Source organism: Aquabacterium sp., assembly GCF_044226965.1.
In the GTDB taxonomy this organism is placed as follows: domain Bacteria; phylum Pseudomonadota; class Gammaproteobacteria; order Burkholderiales; family Burkholderiaceae_C; genus Pseudaquabacterium.
In genome coordinates this window covers 1-15,621 of the sequence record NZ_JBGAGA010000023.1, presented here as the reverse complement: position 1 = coordinate 15,621, position 15,621 = coordinate 1, and the positions used below count along the sequence as shown (strand labels likewise).

Genomic DNA, 15,621 nt, shown 5'->3' with positions numbered 1-15,621 from the left:
ATGCCGATCAGCAGCCTGGGCCTGGACGCCGCGCGCCTGAGCGCGCCGCTGCCGATCTGGCATGCCGCGGTGGACCGCGCGGCCTGGTCGGCCAGCGCCAGCAGGGTCGCCGCGGCCGGCGGGCGGCTGGTCGCGCTGTGGGCCACGCGGCTGCCCGCGCCGGCGGCCGCCGCCGAAGCCCCGACCAACACCCCGGCCAGCGCCACGATCAACGCCGTGCTCGGCGGCGACTTCGGCCTGGTGTGGATCGCGCTGCCGCTGGCGGCCGACCAGCCCTACCCCGACCTGGCGCCCAGCTTCGCCTGCGCGCCGCGCCTGCAGCGCGCCGCGGCCGACCTGAGCGGCACGCAGGCCGAGGGCGCACGCGACCGGCGGCCGTGGCTCGACCACGGGCTGTGGCGCGACGGCCCGCCGCTGGCGGCCGATGCCACGCCGCGCGGCGCCGAGGCGCAGACCCTGCCGGCGGACTACCCGTTCGTGCGCGTGGAGGGCGACGGCGTGCACGAGATCGCGGTCGGCCCGGTGCATGCCGGCATCATCGAGCCGGGCCACTTCCGCTTCTCGGTGGTGGGCGAGAAGGTGCTGCGGCTCGAGCAGCGCCTGGGCTACGTGCACAAGGGCATCGAGCGCCGCTTCACCACCCTGCCCGCGCTGGAAGGCCACCGCCTGGCCGGGCGCGTCAGCGGCGACTCCACCGTGGCCCATGCCTGGGCCTACTGCATGGCGCTGGAATCGGCCGCCGGCATCGAACTGCCCGAGCGCGCCGCCTGGCTGCGCGCGCTGCTGCTCGAGCGCGAGCGCGTCGCCAACCACCTGGGCGACCTCGGCGCGCTGGGCAACGACGCCGCGCTGGCCTTCGGCCTGGCGCAGTTCTCGCGGCTGCGCGAGGACTGGCAGCGCCTGTCGCACGAGCTCTTCGGCCACCGCCTGCTGATGGACCGCGTGGTGCCCGGCGGCGTGGCCACCGACATCGACCTGCCCGCGCGTGACGCGCTGCGCCGCCAGTGCGACGGCATCGAGCGCGAGGTGCGCACGCTGCGCGGCATCTACGACGAGCACGCCGGCCTGCAGGACCGCTTCATGACCACCGGCCGCGTGCCGCGCGAGCTGGCGCTGCGGCTGGGCCTGACCGGGCTGGCCGCGCGCGCCAGTGGCGTGGCGCAGGACGCGCGCGTGGCGCCCTCGTTCGAACCGTACCGGCTGCTGACGCCCAAGATGAGCGTGCAGGGCGCCGGCGACGTGGCCGCCCGCGTGGCGCTGCGTTTCGACGAGGTGTTCGAATCGCTGCGGCTGATCCGCGAACTCTGCGCCCGCCTGCCGATGGGCCCGGTGCGCAGCGAGCCGCGGCTGCCCGCCGAGCACCGGCGCGGCCTGGGCTGGGTGGAAGGCTGGCGCGGCGAGGTCACGCTGGCGCTGGAGCTCGGGCCGGACGGTCGCGTGCTGCGCTGCCATCCGCACGACCCTTCGTGGCAGAACTGGCCGGTGCTGGAGCACGCGGTGATCGGCAACATCGTTCCGGACTTCCCGCTCATCAACAAGTCCTTCAACCTCAGCTACTCGGGGCACGACCTCTGATCCGGCCATGTGGCACATCCTGCGTCAGATCACCCGCACCGGCATCGTCAGCGAGCCGCCACCGCGCGTGGACGAGGCCCTGCGGGCCGAGGCCGGCCGCATCCACGACGAGATCCTCGCCACGCTGGGCCAGGCGCTGGCCATTCGCGCGGTGGACGCGGGCTCGTGCAACGGCTGCGAGCTCGAGATCCACGCGCTCAACAACCCCTACTACAACCTCGAAGGCCTGGGCATCCGCTTCGTCGCCAGCCCGCGCCATGCCGACCTGCTGCTGGTGACCGGCCCGGTCTCGCGCCACATGGCCGAGGCGCTGCGGCGCACCTACGACGCCACGCCCGAGCCGCGGCTGGTGGTCGCCGTCGGCGACTGCGGCTGCACCGGCGGCCTGTTCGGCGAGAGCTATGCCAGCTGCGGGCGCGTGGCCGAGGTCATCCCGGTGGACCTGGCCGTGCCCGGCTGCCCGCCGCCGCCGATCGAGATCCTGCGCGGCATCCTCGGTGTCGTGAAGCGCGATGCCGGCGCGCCGCGCCGGTGATGCGGCCGCCGCCCGCCATTGGCCGAACGTCACCCCCGGGCCGACACCCCCGGCGCTAACATCCCCGGCCATCGACGATCACGACGCGGCCTGCGGCCGCAGGAGCGATGCAGGTGGCGGGTTCGAGACGGCCCATTCCGACAGGTGCCGAGCAGCCTTCGAGGCTGCTCGACGAGGCCACGCCGCCTTTCGCGCTGCGCCTGCCCGGACCGGTGCTGCCCGATGCGCCGCCCGCGCCGCTGCCCGGCCCCGAGTGGATCGACATCCTGCTGGCGCTGCCCGATGGCGCCGGCGGCCGGATCGAGCGCTTCCCGCGCCAGCTGCGCATCGCGCGCAACCGCGCGCCGGACAACGCCGCGCTGGCCACCGAGCAGCGCATCGAGGTCACCAGCGCGCCGCAGGCGCGCATGCTGACGCTGGAACTGCTGGCCTACCCCGAGGCCATCGCCCGCCTGGTGGCGCTGCGCGATGGCGGCGACCCGCTGGACCTGGCCGAGTGGTTGCAGGCGCAGCTGCTGGCCGGCGCGCTGCTGCTGTTCCTGCGGCCGATGCCCGGGCGCGGCGCGCAGCCGCCGAAGAAGCCCAAGGGCGACGGCCCGGCGCCGCCGCCGAAGGCCGACGACACCACGCACTGGATCGAGGTGGTGCTGCTGGACGAGCGCGGCAAGCCGGTGCCCAACCGCGCCTGCGAGATCATCACGCCGGACAAGGCGCGCCACACCGGCACCACCGACAAGAAGGGCCGCGTGCGGCTGGACGGCATCCCGCCCGGGCCCTGCCAGGTGTCGTTCCCCGAGCTGGACGACGACGAGTGGAAGAAGGGCTGATGCGTGATGCGGCCACCCTGCTGCTGCTTGCTGCACTGGCCGGGGCGCTGCCCTGCGCGGCGGGCCCGGCCGCGCAAGGTGCGGCCGTGAGCAGCGCTGCGCCGCCGCCTGCCACCAGCTCGGCCGATAACCCGGCCGAGAGCCCGGCCGCGCGCCTGGCCGCACAGGTGCTGGCGCTGAAGCAGCTGCCGCTGCCCGACGCCTGGTACCCGGCGCGCGGCGCGACGGTGGCCGAGCGCTTCGCCGCCACCTGGCGCGCCATGCCCGCCGGCCCCGACAAGCCCGCGTCGGTGGATGCGCTGATGGCGCGTTATGACAACGGTGGCCGACCCTTCATCCACAGCGTGTGGTTCAACCGCCCGCTGCGCTGCGCCCACTGCAACGAAGGCGGTGCCGACGGCTTCACCACCGTGGTCTCGGTGCGGGCCGGCGTGGTGCTGACGCTGACCGCGCGCGAGCTGCACGAGGCGCAGGCCCACGGCATCGACTTTCCGGCGGACAAGCGCACGGTGCTGCAGCGCCTGCTCGCGGCGCCGCCGGCCCGCCCCTGATTCGAAGCATCCGCCCCGAGGCGCCCCGATGGCCACCGCCCCTCCCAAATCCATCACCTCGCCCACCGACAAGGAGCACAAGTTCACCGTGCTCGACCCGCAGTTCACGCTGAAGTGGAGCCGCGACTGGGTGATCCCGAAGAACGTGCTGCAGCCCGGCGACGTGGTGGCCGAGATGGTGGTCGACGCCACCATCCCGAAGAACAAGGCCAAGTCGCCCTTGCGCGTCACCAAGGCCTGGAACGGCAAGTCCGTGGCCAAGGTCGAGGTGCCCGAGGTCTCGCTGAAGGCCGGCCAGGTGGTGCAGGCCGACGGCAAGCGCCCGCCGCAGCAGTTCACGCTCGACAACGAGATCTACGACCCCTACGACAAGCTGCGCTACGACTTCTACTGCACGATCTCCGGCGTCGAGAAGAAGGTGCCGAAGTCGCTGCTGGTGCGGCGCTGGCATGTGCAGGCGCTGGACAACAGCGACAACAACGCCGCCAACCCCAACAACATCTACCAGGCCTTCCGCCTCACCGAGGGCGCGAACTTCCGCGGCGCCTTCACCAGCGGCGACGACCTGGCGCACACCTGGACCTTCAACGCCAACAGCACCGGCTTCGCCGGCTTTGGCGAGAAGATGACCAACAGCTACACCTTCGTCTACACCGGCCATGGTGCGGTGATGTGCCGCACCTGCCTGGCCATGTGGGACGGCCTGCCGGCCAATCCGCTGACGCCGGCGCAGGTGGCCGCGGGCATCCCGCAGCCCACGGGGTCCGACGCCGAGTTCGGCCGCTGGACCTGCTGCTCCACCGTGGGCTGCAGCGGCAGCCCGCGCAGCACGCACTGCATCGGCGGCTGGCAGCCAGCGGGCTCGGCCTCGTTCATGGACAGCACCCACGTGGCCGACAGCGCGGTGTGCCCCACCACGCCGAAGTACCTGATGTTCTCGGTGTGCTGCGGCGGCGCCTTCGAGACCAGCCTGTACGACGCCTACATCGGCCGCGGGACGAAGTACGCGGTGGGCTTCAAGAAGTCCACCCGCTGCGACTGGGCGCGCGACTACGCCAAGAGCTTCTTCGACACCTGGGCCCAGACCCACAACTGCAACCCGGACAAGATCCCCGACGTGTTCAGCGGCCTGCAGAGCACCTGGGAGACCAAGCTCGAGCCCAGCATCTTCGGCAAATACCTGGGCCTGGGCTCCAAGGTGCGCAACCTCGGCCGCAAGCTGGCCGACCTGTTCTGAACCATGGCCGAACCGACGATCGATCCTGCCCGCCGCGCGCAACTGGCCGCGCAGGCCACCGCCTTCGCCGAGCGCCTGGGCGCTGCCGCCCTGGGCGAGACAGTGGTCGCCGAGCTGCTGCACCAGCGCCTGGCCTGGAGCCAGTTCCGCCACCAGTGCCAGCACCACCTGCGCCTGCTGCAACGGGTGACCACGGTGGCCGTCGTGCTCGATGCCGACGACCCGGCGCGCGTGCTGGGCTGGCTGGTCGACAAGCGCAAGAACGACAGCGCCGACCGCCAGCTGTCCGACGACCAGTTGATCGCCAAGGCCCGCGCGCTGCCGCAGATCGGCCCCGACCTGCCGGTGATGGGCCTGCGCGCGCAGCCGCTGGACGCGAAGCGTTCCTGCAGCGTGCTGCGCTTCGGCGAGGTCGCCGACGCGCTGACGCAGCGCGACGTGTGGCTCAACCACACCAGCGGCGAGGTGATCTGCGTGCTGCCGCTTCCGCAGGGCACGCCGACGCCGCTGAACCTGGGGCCGGGTGCCAGCGCGCAGGAAGCCGCGCTGCGCGAGGCCGGCCTGGCCCAGGCCTGGCAGCTGCTGGAGAGCGCGCTGGCGCCGCGCGCCGATGCCGAGGCGATGGCGCTGCTGCGCGAGATCTTCCAGTTCCGGCCCGGCGACGCCGTGCGCGACGGCGCCGGCCGCGCGGTGCTGCAGTTCCCGCTGTGGCGCCAGTACTCCACGGTGGACGTGAGCCTGGCGCCGCACGACGGCCACCTGCAGAGCTGGTACTGCGAGGCGCTGCAGGCCGATGCACCGCAGCAGCGCATCAGCGCCGCGCAGGCCACGCAGCTGGCGCAGCCGCACCTGCAGCCGGGCCCCGGGCTGGCCGGGCCGCAGGTGACCTTCGGCGACATCGGCGGCGAACAGAAGGCCACCGTGCACTGGTGGCACATGGAGGGCGGCTTCAACATCGAGGGCGACCAGGCCACCGTGCTGCTGAACGCCAGCACCGGCGCGGTGTTCTCGATGTCGCGCAAGTGGCGGCCGATCGACCCCGCGCTGCTGGCGCCACCGCGCATCAGCGAGGCCCAGGCCCTGGCCGCCGCGGCGGCCGCGCATGGCCAGGCCAGCGACGGCCCCGGCCGCATCATCGGCCGCAGCGTCATCGAGCTGGCCGACGAGGAACGCGAGCCCCCGGCGGTGCGCGACGTGCCGGTGTGGCGCGTGGGCTACCGCGAGGCCGGCGGCATGGGCTTCACCGAGCTGGCGGTGGACTGCCGCAGCGGTGAGGTGGTGCGCGTCACCGGCTGGTAGCCCGCCCGCCGCCGGTGCCCGGCATCCGTGCAATCCCGAAGGGCGGCGGCCGTTCAGGGCCCTACCGCGGGTATTTGCCAGGGCCTGGTTGGCGCGAGTATTGCGTGCTCTCGGTGCGTACCCTGATGGGCGCTTCGTGTCCAGGCGATAGCATGATTTCGCCAGCCCACGAGGCTTGCGCCCATCCCGCTGACCCCGCCTGGAGAACAAGCATGCAAGAGAAGGAACTGCGCACCCTGATCGAAGAAGTGCGCGAAGGGACGCTGCCGCGCCGCGGCTTCATCCAGAAGATGGTGGGCGCCGGCCTCACCGTACCGATGGCCTCGATGCTGCTGATGAGCGCCGGCATCGCGCAGGCCCAGCCCGCGCCGGCCTACAAGCCCACCAAGCGCGGTGGCGGCGGCACGCTCAAGACCCTGTGGTGGCAGGGCGCCACGCTGCTGCAGCCGCACTTCGCCAACGGCACGAAGGACCAGGAAGGCTCGCGCATCTTCTACGAGCCGCTGGCCGTGTGGGACAACGACGGCAACCTGGTGCCCATCCTCGCCGCCGAGATCCCCAGCCGCGAGAACGGCGGCCTCTCGGCCGACGGCAAGAGCGTGACCTGGAAGCTCAAGAAGGGCGTCACCTGGCACGACGGCAAGCCCTTCAGCGCCGACGACTGCGTGTTCACCTGGCAGTTCGTCACCGACCCCGCCACCGCGGCGGTGACCAGCGGCGTCTACAAGGACGTCAAGGTCGAGAAGATCGATTCGCACACCATCAAGGTCAGCTTCTCCAAGCCCACGCCGTTCTGGGCCACCGCCTTCTGCGCGGCCGAGGGCATGATCATCCCGAAGCACCTGTTCGCCGACTACATCGGCGCCAAGTCGCGCGAGGCGCCCACCAACCTCAAGCCGGTGGGCACCGGCCCCTACAAGTTCGTCGACTTCAAGCCCGGCGACATGGTGCGCGGCGAGATCAACACCAACTACCACATCCCGAACCGGCCCTACTTCGACGCGATCGAGATGAAGGGCGGCGGTGACGCCACCTCGGCCGCCCGCGCCGTGCTGCAGACCGGCGAATACGACTACGCCTGGAACCTGCAGGTCGAGGACGAGGTGCTCAAGCGCATGGAAGCCGGCGGCAAGGGCCGCGCGCAGATCGTGGCTTCCGGCGACATCGAGTTCATCCAGCTCAACCCCACCGACCCCAACACCGAGGTCGATGGCGAGCGCTCCAGCATCAAGACCACGCACTTCGCGTTCACCGACCCGAAGGTGCGCGAGGCGATGGCGCTGCTGGCCGACCGCCAGGGCATCCAGGAATTCGTCTACGGCCGCACCGGCGTGGCCACCGGCATCTTCCTGAACAACCCGCCGCGCTTCAAGTCGCCGAACAACAGGTTCGAGTTCAACGTCGACAAGGCCAACGCCATCCTCGACGCCGCGGGCTGGAAGAAGGGCTCCGACGGCATCCGCGAAAAAGGCGGCAAGAAGATGAAGTTCGTCTTCCAGACCTCGATCAACGGCATCCGGCAGAAGGAGCAGGCCATCATCAAGCAGGCCTGCCAGAAGGCCGGCATCGACCTGGAACTGAAGTCCGTCACCGCCTCGGTGTTCTTCTCGTCGGACGTGGCCAACCCGGACACCTACGGCAAGTTCTACTGCGACATGCAGATGTACACCACCACGATGACGCAGCCCGATGCCGAGCGCTTCATGGACCAGTACCGCACCAGCGAGGTCTCGTCCAAGGCCAACAAATGGCAGGGCCGCAACATCTGCCGCTACCGCAACCCCGAGTACGACAAGCTCTACGCCATGGGCGAGGCCGAGCTCGACCCGGTCAAGCGCGCGGCGCTGTTCATCCAGATGAACGACCTCGTCATCAAGGACGGCTACATCGTGCCGCTGATCAGCCGCCCGCGCGTGCGCGGCTCGGCCCTGAAGCTGGTGAACCCGCTGACCGGCTGGGACCTGGACTTCTCCCAGCTGCACAACTGGTACCGCGACGCCTGATGTCCGGCCGGCACCGCCGCGCCCGTCGCCCCTGATCCCGCAGCCGGCGGCGCGGCGCGCCGGCTGCGGCCCTTCCACCCTGCCTCGACCACAAGAGCCCTTGCCTTGGGTGCCTACATCCTTCGCCGCCTGTTGATCGCGCTGCCCAGCCTGCTGGGCATCAGCGCGGTGCTGTTCACCGTGTTCGCGCTGGCCCCGGGCGACCCCTTCTCCGAGCTGGTGCAGAACCCCAACGTGCCGCCCGAGGTGGTGGCCTCGCTGCGCCAGAAGTTCGGCCTTGACGACCCCGTGTGGCAGCGCTACTTCCACTGGCTGCTGGCCATGCTGCATGGCGACTGGGGCTTCTCGTTCATCAGCCGCGTCAATGTCGACACGCTCATCCTGCAGCGCATGCCGGTCACGCTGGCCGTCATCGGCGCCTCGCAGCTGCTGGCGCTGTGCGTGGCGCTGCCGGTGGGGGTGTACTCCGCCGTCAAGCCCTACTCGTGGTTCGACCGCATCGCCAGCACGCTGGCCTTCGTCGGCTTCTCGCTGCCCACCTTCTTCACCGGCGTGCTGCTGATCCTGGTGTTCTCGATCAAGCTCGACTGGCTGCCCTTCGTGTTCCGCGCCGACCTGTCGTCCACCGGCTGGCAGTGGTGGTGGGAGCACATCAAGCAGTCGATCATGCCGGTCACCGTGCTCGGGCTGTTCCAGGGCGCCAGCTGGACGCGCTACGTGCGTTCGGCCGTGCTGGACGTGGTGCGGCTGGACTTCGTCACCACCGCGCGCAGCAAGGGCCTGCAGGAGCGCATGGTGGTCATCAAGCACGTGGTGCGCAACGCGCTGATCCCGGTGGTCACGCTGGTGGCGCTGCAGATGCCGGCGGTGTTCGGCGGCGCCATCGTCACCGAGCAGATCTTCCGCATCCCCGGCATCGGCAGCCTGCTGATCGACGCCATCCTGCGCAACGACACGCCGGTGATCATGGCGGTGACCTTCGTGTTCGCCTGCCTGGTGATCCTCTTCAACCTGATTGCGGACCTGCTGTATGGCTGGCTCGACCCTCGCATCTCCTTCCGCTGACGCGGCGCCGCGGCGCAGCAGCAGCACCTCGCCCTGGGCCGAGGCCTGGCGGCGCTTCCGGCGCCACAGGCTGGCGCTGGTGAGCCTGTTCGTGCTGGCCCTGCTGGTCCTGTTCGTGGTGGCCGGGCCCTGGCTGTGGCCGCTCACCGTCAGCGATATCGACTTCCGCTCCCGCCTGGCCCCGCCCTCGGCCACGCACCCCTTCGGCACCGACGACCTCGGCCGCGACCTGCTGGCGCGCATGATCTACGGCGGCCGCATCTCGCTGGCCGTGGGCCTGGCCGCGATGCTGATGGCGCTGACCGTGGGCGTGATCATCGGCGCACTGGCCGGCATCTCGCGCGGTGCGGTCGATGCCGCGCTGATGTGGCTGACCGACCTGTTCCTCTCGCTGCCGCAGCTGCCGCTGCTGCTGCTGCTGATCTACCTGTTCCGCGACATCCTGAAGAACACCTTCGGCCCCGAGGTGGGCGTGTTCATCCTGATCGTGCTGGTGATCGGCGGCTTCCGCTGGATGCCGGTGGCGCGCCTGGTGCGCGCGCAGTTCTTCAGCCTGCGCGAGAAGGAATTCGTCGAGGCCGCGCGCGCGCTCGGCGCCTCGGTGCCGCGCCAGGTGATGCGGCACATCCTGCCCAACTCGCTGGGCCCGGTGATCGTGGCCGGCACCATCGACGTGGCCGCGGCCATCATCGCCGAGAGCACGCTGTCCTTCCTGGGCCTGGGCTTCCCGCCCGACATTCCCACCTGGGGCCGCATCCTGTTCGACGCGAAAGACTACCTCGACATCGCCGCGCACTGGGCGATGTTCCCCGGCGCGGCGATCTTCATCACCGTGCTGACGATCAACTTCATCGGCGACGGCCTGCGCGATGCGCTGGACCCACGCCGCGTCCTGTGATGGCCCTGCTCGAGATCCAGGGTCTGAAGACCCACTTCAAGACCGACGACGGCTGGCTGCATGCGGTCGACGGCGTCGACATCAGCGTCAATGCCGGCGAGACGGTGTGCGTGGTCGGCGAATCGGGCTGCGGCAAGTCGGTCACCGCGATGTCGGTGCTCAAGCTGCTGCCGATGCCGCCGGGCCGCATCGTCGCCGGCCGCATGCTGTGGCAGGGCCGCGACCTGGTGCCGCTGTCGGCCGAAGAGATGCGCGCGATCCGCATGAAGGAGATCGCCATCGTCTTCCAGGAGCCGATGACCTCGCTGAACCCGGTGTACACCGTTGGCGAGCAGATCGGCGAAGGCCTGCGCCTGCACGAGGGCCTGAGCAAGCCGCAGGCGCGCGAGCGCGCGATCGAGATGCTGCGCCGCGTGCACATCCCGATGGCCGAGCGCCGCGTCGACGACTACCCGCACCAGTTCTCCGGGGGCATGCGCCAGCGCGTGATGATCGCGATGGCGCTGTCCTGCCGCCCGAAGCTGCTGATCGCCGACGAGCCCACCACCGCGCTGGACGTCACCATCCAGGCGCAGATCCTCGACCTGCTGGCCGAGCTGAAGGCCGAGATGGGCATGGCGGTGATGCTGATCACCCACGCGATGGGCGTGGTGGCCGAGGTGGCGCAGCGCGTGGTCGTGATGTACGCCGGCAAGGTGGTGGAGGAAGCGCCGGTGGTCGAGCTGTTCGCGCACCCGCGGCATCCGTACTCGCAGGGCCTGATCCGCTCGATCCCGCGCATCGACACAAGCGTCGCGAAGAAGACGCGGCTCGAAGCCATTCCCGGCAGCGTGCCCAAGCTGATCGCGCCCAAGCCCGGCTGCCGCTTCGCCGGCCGCTGCAAGCACGCCAAGTCCTCGTGCAGCGAAGCCGACCCGCCGCTGCGCGAAGTCTCCCCCGGCCACAAGGTGGCCTGCTTCTTCGACATCAGCGCCTGACACCATGACGACCAACCCTCCTCTGCTGAAGGTCGACAAGCTCGTCAAGCACTTCAACATCAAGGGCGGCTTCCTGCAGCGCAGCGTCGAGAAGCTGCATGCGGTGGACGGCGTGAGCTTCAGCGTCGAGGCCGGCGAGACGCTGGGCGTCGTCGGCGAGTCGGGCTGCGGCAAGAGCACCACCGGGCGCTGCATCCTGCGGCTGATCGAGCCCACCTCGGGCCAGGTGTGGTTCGAAGGGCGCGAGATCACCGGCCTGAACAAGACCGAGCTGCGCGGCCTGGCGCGCGACATGCAGATCATCTTCCAGGACCCCTTCGCATCGCTGAACCCGCGCATGACGGTGGGCGCGATCGTCGGCGAAGGCCTGGTGATCCACGGCCTGGCCAAGGGTGCCGAGATCGAGCAGCGCGTGGCCCATCTGCTGGAAACCGTGGGGTTGAACGCCGATCACATGCGGCGTTATCCGCACGAGTTCTCCGGCGGCCAGCGCCAGCGCATCGGCATCGCCCGCGCATTGGCGGTCAACCCCAAGCTGCTGGTCTGCGACGAGGCGGTGTCGGCGCTGGACGTGTCGATCCAGGCCCAGGTCATCAACCTCTTGCAGGACCTGCAGCAGCAGTTCGGCCTGACCTACATCTTCATCGCGCACGACCTCTCGGTGGTCGAGCACATCGCCAACCGCGTCGCGGTGATGTACCTGGGCCGCATCGTCGAGCTGGCCACCAGCCGCGAGCTCTACACCACGCCGCGCCACCCCTACACCGAGGCGCTGCTGTCGGCGGTGCCGATCCCCGACCCGACGCTCAAGCGTCAGCGCATCCGCCTGCAGGGCGACGTGCCCAGCCCCATCCACCCGCCGGCGGGCTGCCACTTCCACACCCGCTGCCCGATCGCGCAGAAGGGCCTGTGCGACGTCCAGCGGCCCGAGCTCAAGCAGGTGGGCGAAGGGCAGTGGGTGTCGTGCCACCTGCGTAGCTGACACGGCGCATTGACCGAACGCAATGCCGGCATCCGCCTGGGTGCTAGCGTCGAAAGAGCTCAGCTTTCATTGCGGGAGGTTCGTGATGCTCAACCATTTCGCCGCGAAACTGGCCTCGGCCTGCCTGGCGCCGCTGCTGCTGAGCGCAGCGGCCGTGGCGGCCCCCGTTCGATACCAGCTGACGGACGTCCAGACGATCACCGGCAACTACCAGACCGGTCGATTCGGCGGCAGCGGCAGCCTGCTCGGCTACTTTGTCTTCGACGCCGCAGCGACAGGCATCGGCGAATTCATCATCACCGCCGTCGAGAACAATGCCGTTCAGTTCGAATGGTCCAGCGCGGCCGGCGCGCCACATTCGTCGGTGGCCAGCAGTTTCTTCGACGCCGATACGGGGGCATGGAACCTTCGGTTCAACACCGGGCTCGGCATCAATCACGAAGTGATGCTGGACCTGACGTTCAGACCGTCGGACTTCGACTTCGGCACGGGCACCATTCCTCTCATCACGGGGGTTGGCGGTTTCGGCTCACCCGGCGGCTCGAACTGGTTCGAGGTCGACAACTTCCAGTACGAAGAGTTTGCCGGGGTGACCCGGGGGTCCCTCGCGGTGCCTGAGCCCGCGACCGGTTCGCTGGTCGTCCTGGGCGGGCTCCTGGCCTGGTCCTTGGCGCGACGCCGCGCCGGGCAGCGCGCGATCAACCCGCCCGCAGCAGTTCCAGCAGCACCGCGCTGAAGCGCGCCGGCATCGAGGCCATCGGGCAGTGCCCGGTCGGCAGCTCGACGAGCGTCCAGTCGCCCTGCTCGCGCACGCGCTGGCGCGAGCCGGCGATGGTGGGATAGGCCGGGCTGTTGCAGTCGATGAAGGCCCGGGGCAACGCGCGCCAGCGGTCGAAGTCGAAGGGCATCGGCTCGCGGTAAGGCCCGAACGGGTGCGGCACCTGGCGCCGCAGCAGCCAGTCGCGTTCGGCGCCACTCAAGCCGAAGTCCGCCGGGTCGGGCGGCGGCAGCGCGTTGTCGTTGGCCCTGGCCGCGGCCTGGCGCGCGGCCACCACCTCCGGCGCATGGTTGATGCCCCAGCCTTCGCCCGGCAGCGGCACCATCGCGTCCACGTACACCAGCTGCTTCACGCGGCCGGCCAGCGCATCGGCCGCGCCGGTGATCACCTGGCCACCGTAGCTGTGGCCGACCAGCGCGATGTCCTGCAGCTCCTCGGCCTCGACCAGGCCCACCACGTCGCGGATGTGCGTCTGCAGCGTGATGCCGGCATGGCGCAGGTGGGCCCGCTCGCCATCGCCGGTCAGCGTGACGGCATGCACCTCGTGACCGGCCGCACGCAAGGCCGGCAGCACCGGCCGCCAGATCCAGGCCCCACCCCAGGCGCCATGCACCAGCACCACGCTCGTCGCCATCGCTCGCTCTCCCGTTTCAATCGGCCCGACGGGCGGATGATGCCGCCCGCTGCGCCCGCAGGGCCCCGTACCAGGCCCGACCCGGCCCCTGGAACACCAGCCACATCGCCGCCACCTCCAGCGCGATGCCCACCAGGTTCAGCGGCCCGGCCAGCGACGAGTAGCTGAAGTCGTCCACCAGGCCTTCCAGCGCGAACACCCAGCCCACGCCCAGGTAGGCCAGCATCGCCCAGCGCGACCAGTTGCGGCCGGCATACATCTTGCCGGCCAGCCACACCGTCAGCCCGCCGAACACGCCCACCATCGCCAGCGTGAACCACAGCGGCACCGCCTCTTCGCCCGGCCGCAGGCCGTGCACCGCCGGCAGCAGCTGCGCCAGGCCCAGCACCAGCGAGGCCAGCACCAGCGCGACCGAACGGCTGACGGCCAAAGGACGCGGCAGCGCTCGGGCCGACGGATGGCCCACGGGGGCGGAAGACGGCGCGAAAGGATTCATCACCCAGCGCGTCCGGATCAGCGCGCCGAGACGGCCGCCAGCACCACCAGCCCGCCCAGCACGAGGTTCAGCGCCACCCCCTGCCGCATGCGGTTGAGCACCTGCGCCGCTGCTGGCCAGGCCGCCGCTTCGCAGTGCGCGCGCAGCTTCGGGAACAACGCCGCGTAGAGGTAGGCATACACCGCGGCCATGATCACGCCCAGCGTGGCCATCGCATGCCAGCCCGGCGGCGCGTTGGCGACGCCGACCTGCACGAACATCGTCGTGCCGGTGGCCAGCAGCAGCAGCACCGCCAGCGCCATGTAGCGCAGGAAGCGATCGAAGGTGGCCACCCACAGCGGCAGCCGCTGCGGCGGTGCCAGCACCTGCACCGCGGCCGGCCGCAGGCAGAAGTACGCGAAGAACATGCCGCCCAGCCAGGTGATGGCGGACAGCAAGTGCAGCAGCAGCAGGGTTTGGCGGAGCATGGCGGGGTGCGGCGAGTGGCGTGCCAGCATGCCACAGCCGCCGCGGCCAGGCCCGCACCGGCAGCGCCCAGACGCCCGGGCACTGCGGCACACTGGCACGATGCCCGCCGACCTCGTCTTCCTGCACACCTCACCGGTGCACGTGTCGCGCTTCACGCAGCTGCTGCAGCAGGCCGACCCCGACCGCGCGGCCGCCCACGTCGTCGACGAAGCCCTGCTCGCCGATGCGCAGCACCAGGGCGCCGACGCACCCGCGATCGTGCAGCGCGTGCACGCGGCGATGCAGGCCGCGGCCGCTGCGCATGCGGCGCGCCTGGTCGTCTGCACCTGCTCGACGATCGGCGGCGCGGCCGAGCGCACGCCCACCGGCGGCCGCTTCGAGGCCATGCGCATAGACCGCGCGATGGCCGACCGCGCCGTGCGCCGGGGCCCGCGGCTGCTGCTGGTGGCCGCGCTGCGCAGCACGCTGGCGCCGACGCGCGAGCTCATCGACGAATCGGCCCGGGCGCTCGGCGTCGACGTCCAGCCCACCGAGCACCTGGTGGCCGGGGCCTGGCCGCTGTTCGAGCGCGGCGACACCGCGGCCTACCTGCAGACCGCGGCCGCATCGGTGCGCCAGGCGATGGCGGCCGCCGCGCCGCAGGGCTTCAGCGCGGTGGTGCTGGCCCAGGCCTCGATGGCCGAGGCCGTGCCGCTGCTGGCGGACCTGGGCACCGAGGTGCTGGCCAGCCCGCCGCTCGGGGTGCAGGCCATCGTCGCGGCCCTGCGGCGCTGAGGCGCGTGCCGCGGCCAAGGGCCGGCGCGGGCGCCACAATCGGCCCATCATGTCCATGCACTTCGACCTGGTCGACATGCGCCTGATGGTGCACATCGCCGAAGCCAACAGCCTCACGCGTGGCGCCGAGGCTTCGCACATCTCGCTGCCGGCGGCCAGCACGCGCATCAAGAACCTCGAGGAGAGCATCGGCACCAAGCTGCTGTACCGCACCAGCCAGGGCGTGACCCTGACACCGCCGGGCCAGGCCTTCGTGCTGCATGCGCGTGCGGTGCTGGGCCAGATCGAGCACCTGCGCGGCGACCTGCAGGAATACGCCAAGGGCGTGAAGGGCCACCTGCGCGTGTTCGCCAACACCACCGCGCTCGGCGAGTTCCTGCCGCCGGTGCTGCGCAGCTACCTGCTGGCGCACCCGGACGTGAACATCGACCTGCGCGAGCGACTGTCCAACGACATCATCCGCGCGGTGACCGACGGGCAGACCAACATCGGCATCGTCGCCGGCCTGGTGCGCACCGAGAA

General features: G+C 70.8%; 17 protein-coding genes. 14 read left to right on the top strand and 3 right to left on the bottom strand.

All coding sequences use genetic code 11. The features are described 5' to 3' along the window. The 12 genes from ACILR4_RS12520 to ACILR4_RS12465 all read left to right on the top strand — a co-directional run bounded on the left by ACILR4_RS12520 (position 1) and on the right by ACILR4_RS12465 (position 12,685). The gene (locus ACILR4_RS12520) at positions 1 to 1,575 is read left to right on the top strand and encodes a Ni,Fe-hydrogenase III large subunit (RefSeq protein ID WP_395701191.1); all 1,575 of its coding nucleotides are present in this window, start codon (positions 1 to 3) and stop codon (positions 1,573 to 1,575) included. Between the two features lie 7 nt (positions 1,576 to 1,582). Continuing rightward, the gene (locus ACILR4_RS12515) at positions 1,583 to 2,110 is read left to right on the top strand and encodes an NADH-quinone oxidoreductase subunit B family protein (RefSeq protein WP_395701190.1); all 528 of its coding nucleotides are present in this window, start codon (positions 1,583 to 1,585) and stop codon (positions 2,108 to 2,110) included. 113 nt (positions 2,111 to 2,223) lie between these two features. Further along, complete coding sequence (locus tag ACILR4_RS12510; protein ID WP_395701189.1) at positions 2,224 to 2,937, top strand: carboxypeptidase-like regulatory domain-containing protein; 714 nt, start codon at positions 2,224 to 2,226, stop codon at positions 2,935 to 2,937. Next, complete coding sequence (locus ACILR4_RS12505; protein ID WP_395701188.1) at positions 2,937 to 3,488, top strand: hypothetical protein; 552 nt, start codon at positions 2,937 to 2,939, stop codon at positions 3,486 to 3,488. Before ACILR4_RS12510 ends, ACILR4_RS12505 begins: the two co-directional genes overlap by 1 nt. A gap of 28 nt (positions 3,489 to 3,516) precedes the next feature. Then, on the top strand, positions 3,517 to 4,725 hold the full coding sequence (locus tag ACILR4_RS12500) for a hypothetical protein (protein ID WP_395701187.1): 1,209 nt from the start codon (positions 3,517 to 3,519) through the stop codon (positions 4,723 to 4,725). A gap of 3 nt (positions 4,726 to 4,728) precedes the next feature. Then, a complete protein-coding gene (locus ACILR4_RS12495) occupies positions 4,729 to 6,024 on the top strand; it encodes a PepSY domain-containing protein (RefSeq protein WP_395701186.1) in 1,296 nt (431 codons plus the stop codon). Positions 6,025 to 6,236: 212 nt separating this feature from the next. After that, entirely contained in the window at positions 6,237 to 8,027 is a 1,791-nt protein-coding gene (locus ACILR4_RS12490) for a peptide ABC transporter substrate-binding protein (protein WP_395701185.1), read from the top strand. A gap of 105 nt (positions 8,028 to 8,132) precedes the next feature. After that, on the top strand, positions 8,133 to 9,092 hold the full coding sequence (locus ACILR4_RS12485; protein WP_395701184.1) for an ABC transporter permease: 960 nt from the start codon (positions 8,133 to 8,135) through the stop codon (positions 9,090 to 9,092). Then, the gene (locus tag ACILR4_RS12480) at positions 9,058 to 9,990 is read left to right on the top strand and encodes an ABC transporter permease (protein WP_395701183.1); all 933 of its coding nucleotides are present in this window, start codon (positions 9,058 to 9,060) and stop codon (positions 9,988 to 9,990) included. Before ACILR4_RS12485 ends, ACILR4_RS12480 begins: the two co-directional genes overlap by 35 nt. After that, a complete protein-coding gene (locus ACILR4_RS12475) occupies positions 9,990 to 10,967 on the top strand; it encodes an ABC transporter ATP-binding protein (RefSeq protein ID WP_395701182.1) in 978 nt (325 codons plus the stop codon). The genes ACILR4_RS12480 and ACILR4_RS12475 overlap by 1 nt, the downstream gene beginning before the upstream one ends. A gap of 4 nt (positions 10,968 to 10,971) precedes the next feature. After that, entirely contained in the window at positions 10,972 to 11,949 is a 978-nt protein-coding gene (locus ACILR4_RS12470) for an ABC transporter ATP-binding protein (protein ID WP_395701181.1), read from the top strand. Positions 11,950 to 12,034: 85 nt separating this feature from the next. Beyond that, complete coding sequence (locus ACILR4_RS12465) at positions 12,035 to 12,685, top strand: PEP-CTERM sorting domain-containing protein (RefSeq protein ID WP_395701180.1); 651 nt, start codon at positions 12,035 to 12,037, stop codon at positions 12,683 to 12,685. Here the strand turns inward: ACILR4_RS12465 and ACILR4_RS12460 are convergent. From ACILR4_RS12460 to ACILR4_RS12450, 3 genes are all read right to left on the bottom strand, one after another. Then, positions 12,648 to 13,361, bottom strand: coding sequence for an alpha/beta fold hydrolase (locus ACILR4_RS12460; protein WP_395701179.1), 714 nt, complete (start codon positions 13,359 to 13,361; stop codon positions 12,648 to 12,650). The genes ACILR4_RS12465 and ACILR4_RS12460 overlap by 38 nt on opposite strands. 16 nt (positions 13,362 to 13,377) lie before the next feature. After that, on the bottom strand, positions 13,378 to 13,791 hold the full coding sequence (locus ACILR4_RS12455; RefSeq protein ID WP_395701178.1) for a hypothetical protein: 414 nt from the start codon (positions 13,789 to 13,791) through the stop codon (positions 13,378 to 13,380). A gap of 83 nt (positions 13,792 to 13,874) precedes the next feature. Then, positions 13,875 to 14,324 (bottom strand): CopD family protein, encoded by a 450-nt coding sequence (locus ACILR4_RS12450; RefSeq protein WP_395701177.1) that lies wholly within the window; start codon positions 14,322 to 14,324, stop codon positions 13,875 to 13,877. A gap of 100 nt (positions 14,325 to 14,424) precedes the next feature. On the opposite strand from ACILR4_RS12450, the gene ACILR4_RS12445 reads away from it, so the two are divergent. Both ACILR4_RS12445 and ACILR4_RS12440 read left to right on the top strand, forming a co-directional pair. Then, a complete protein-coding gene (locus ACILR4_RS12445) occupies positions 14,425 to 15,099 on the top strand; it encodes an Asp/Glu/hydantoin racemase (protein WP_395701176.1) in 675 nt (224 codons plus the stop codon). Between the two features lie 49 nt (positions 15,100 to 15,148). Continuing rightward, a partial coding sequence (locus tag ACILR4_RS12440; protein ID WP_395701175.1) for a LysR family transcriptional regulator occupies positions 15,149 to 15,621 on the top strand: 473 nt, incomplete at its 3' end.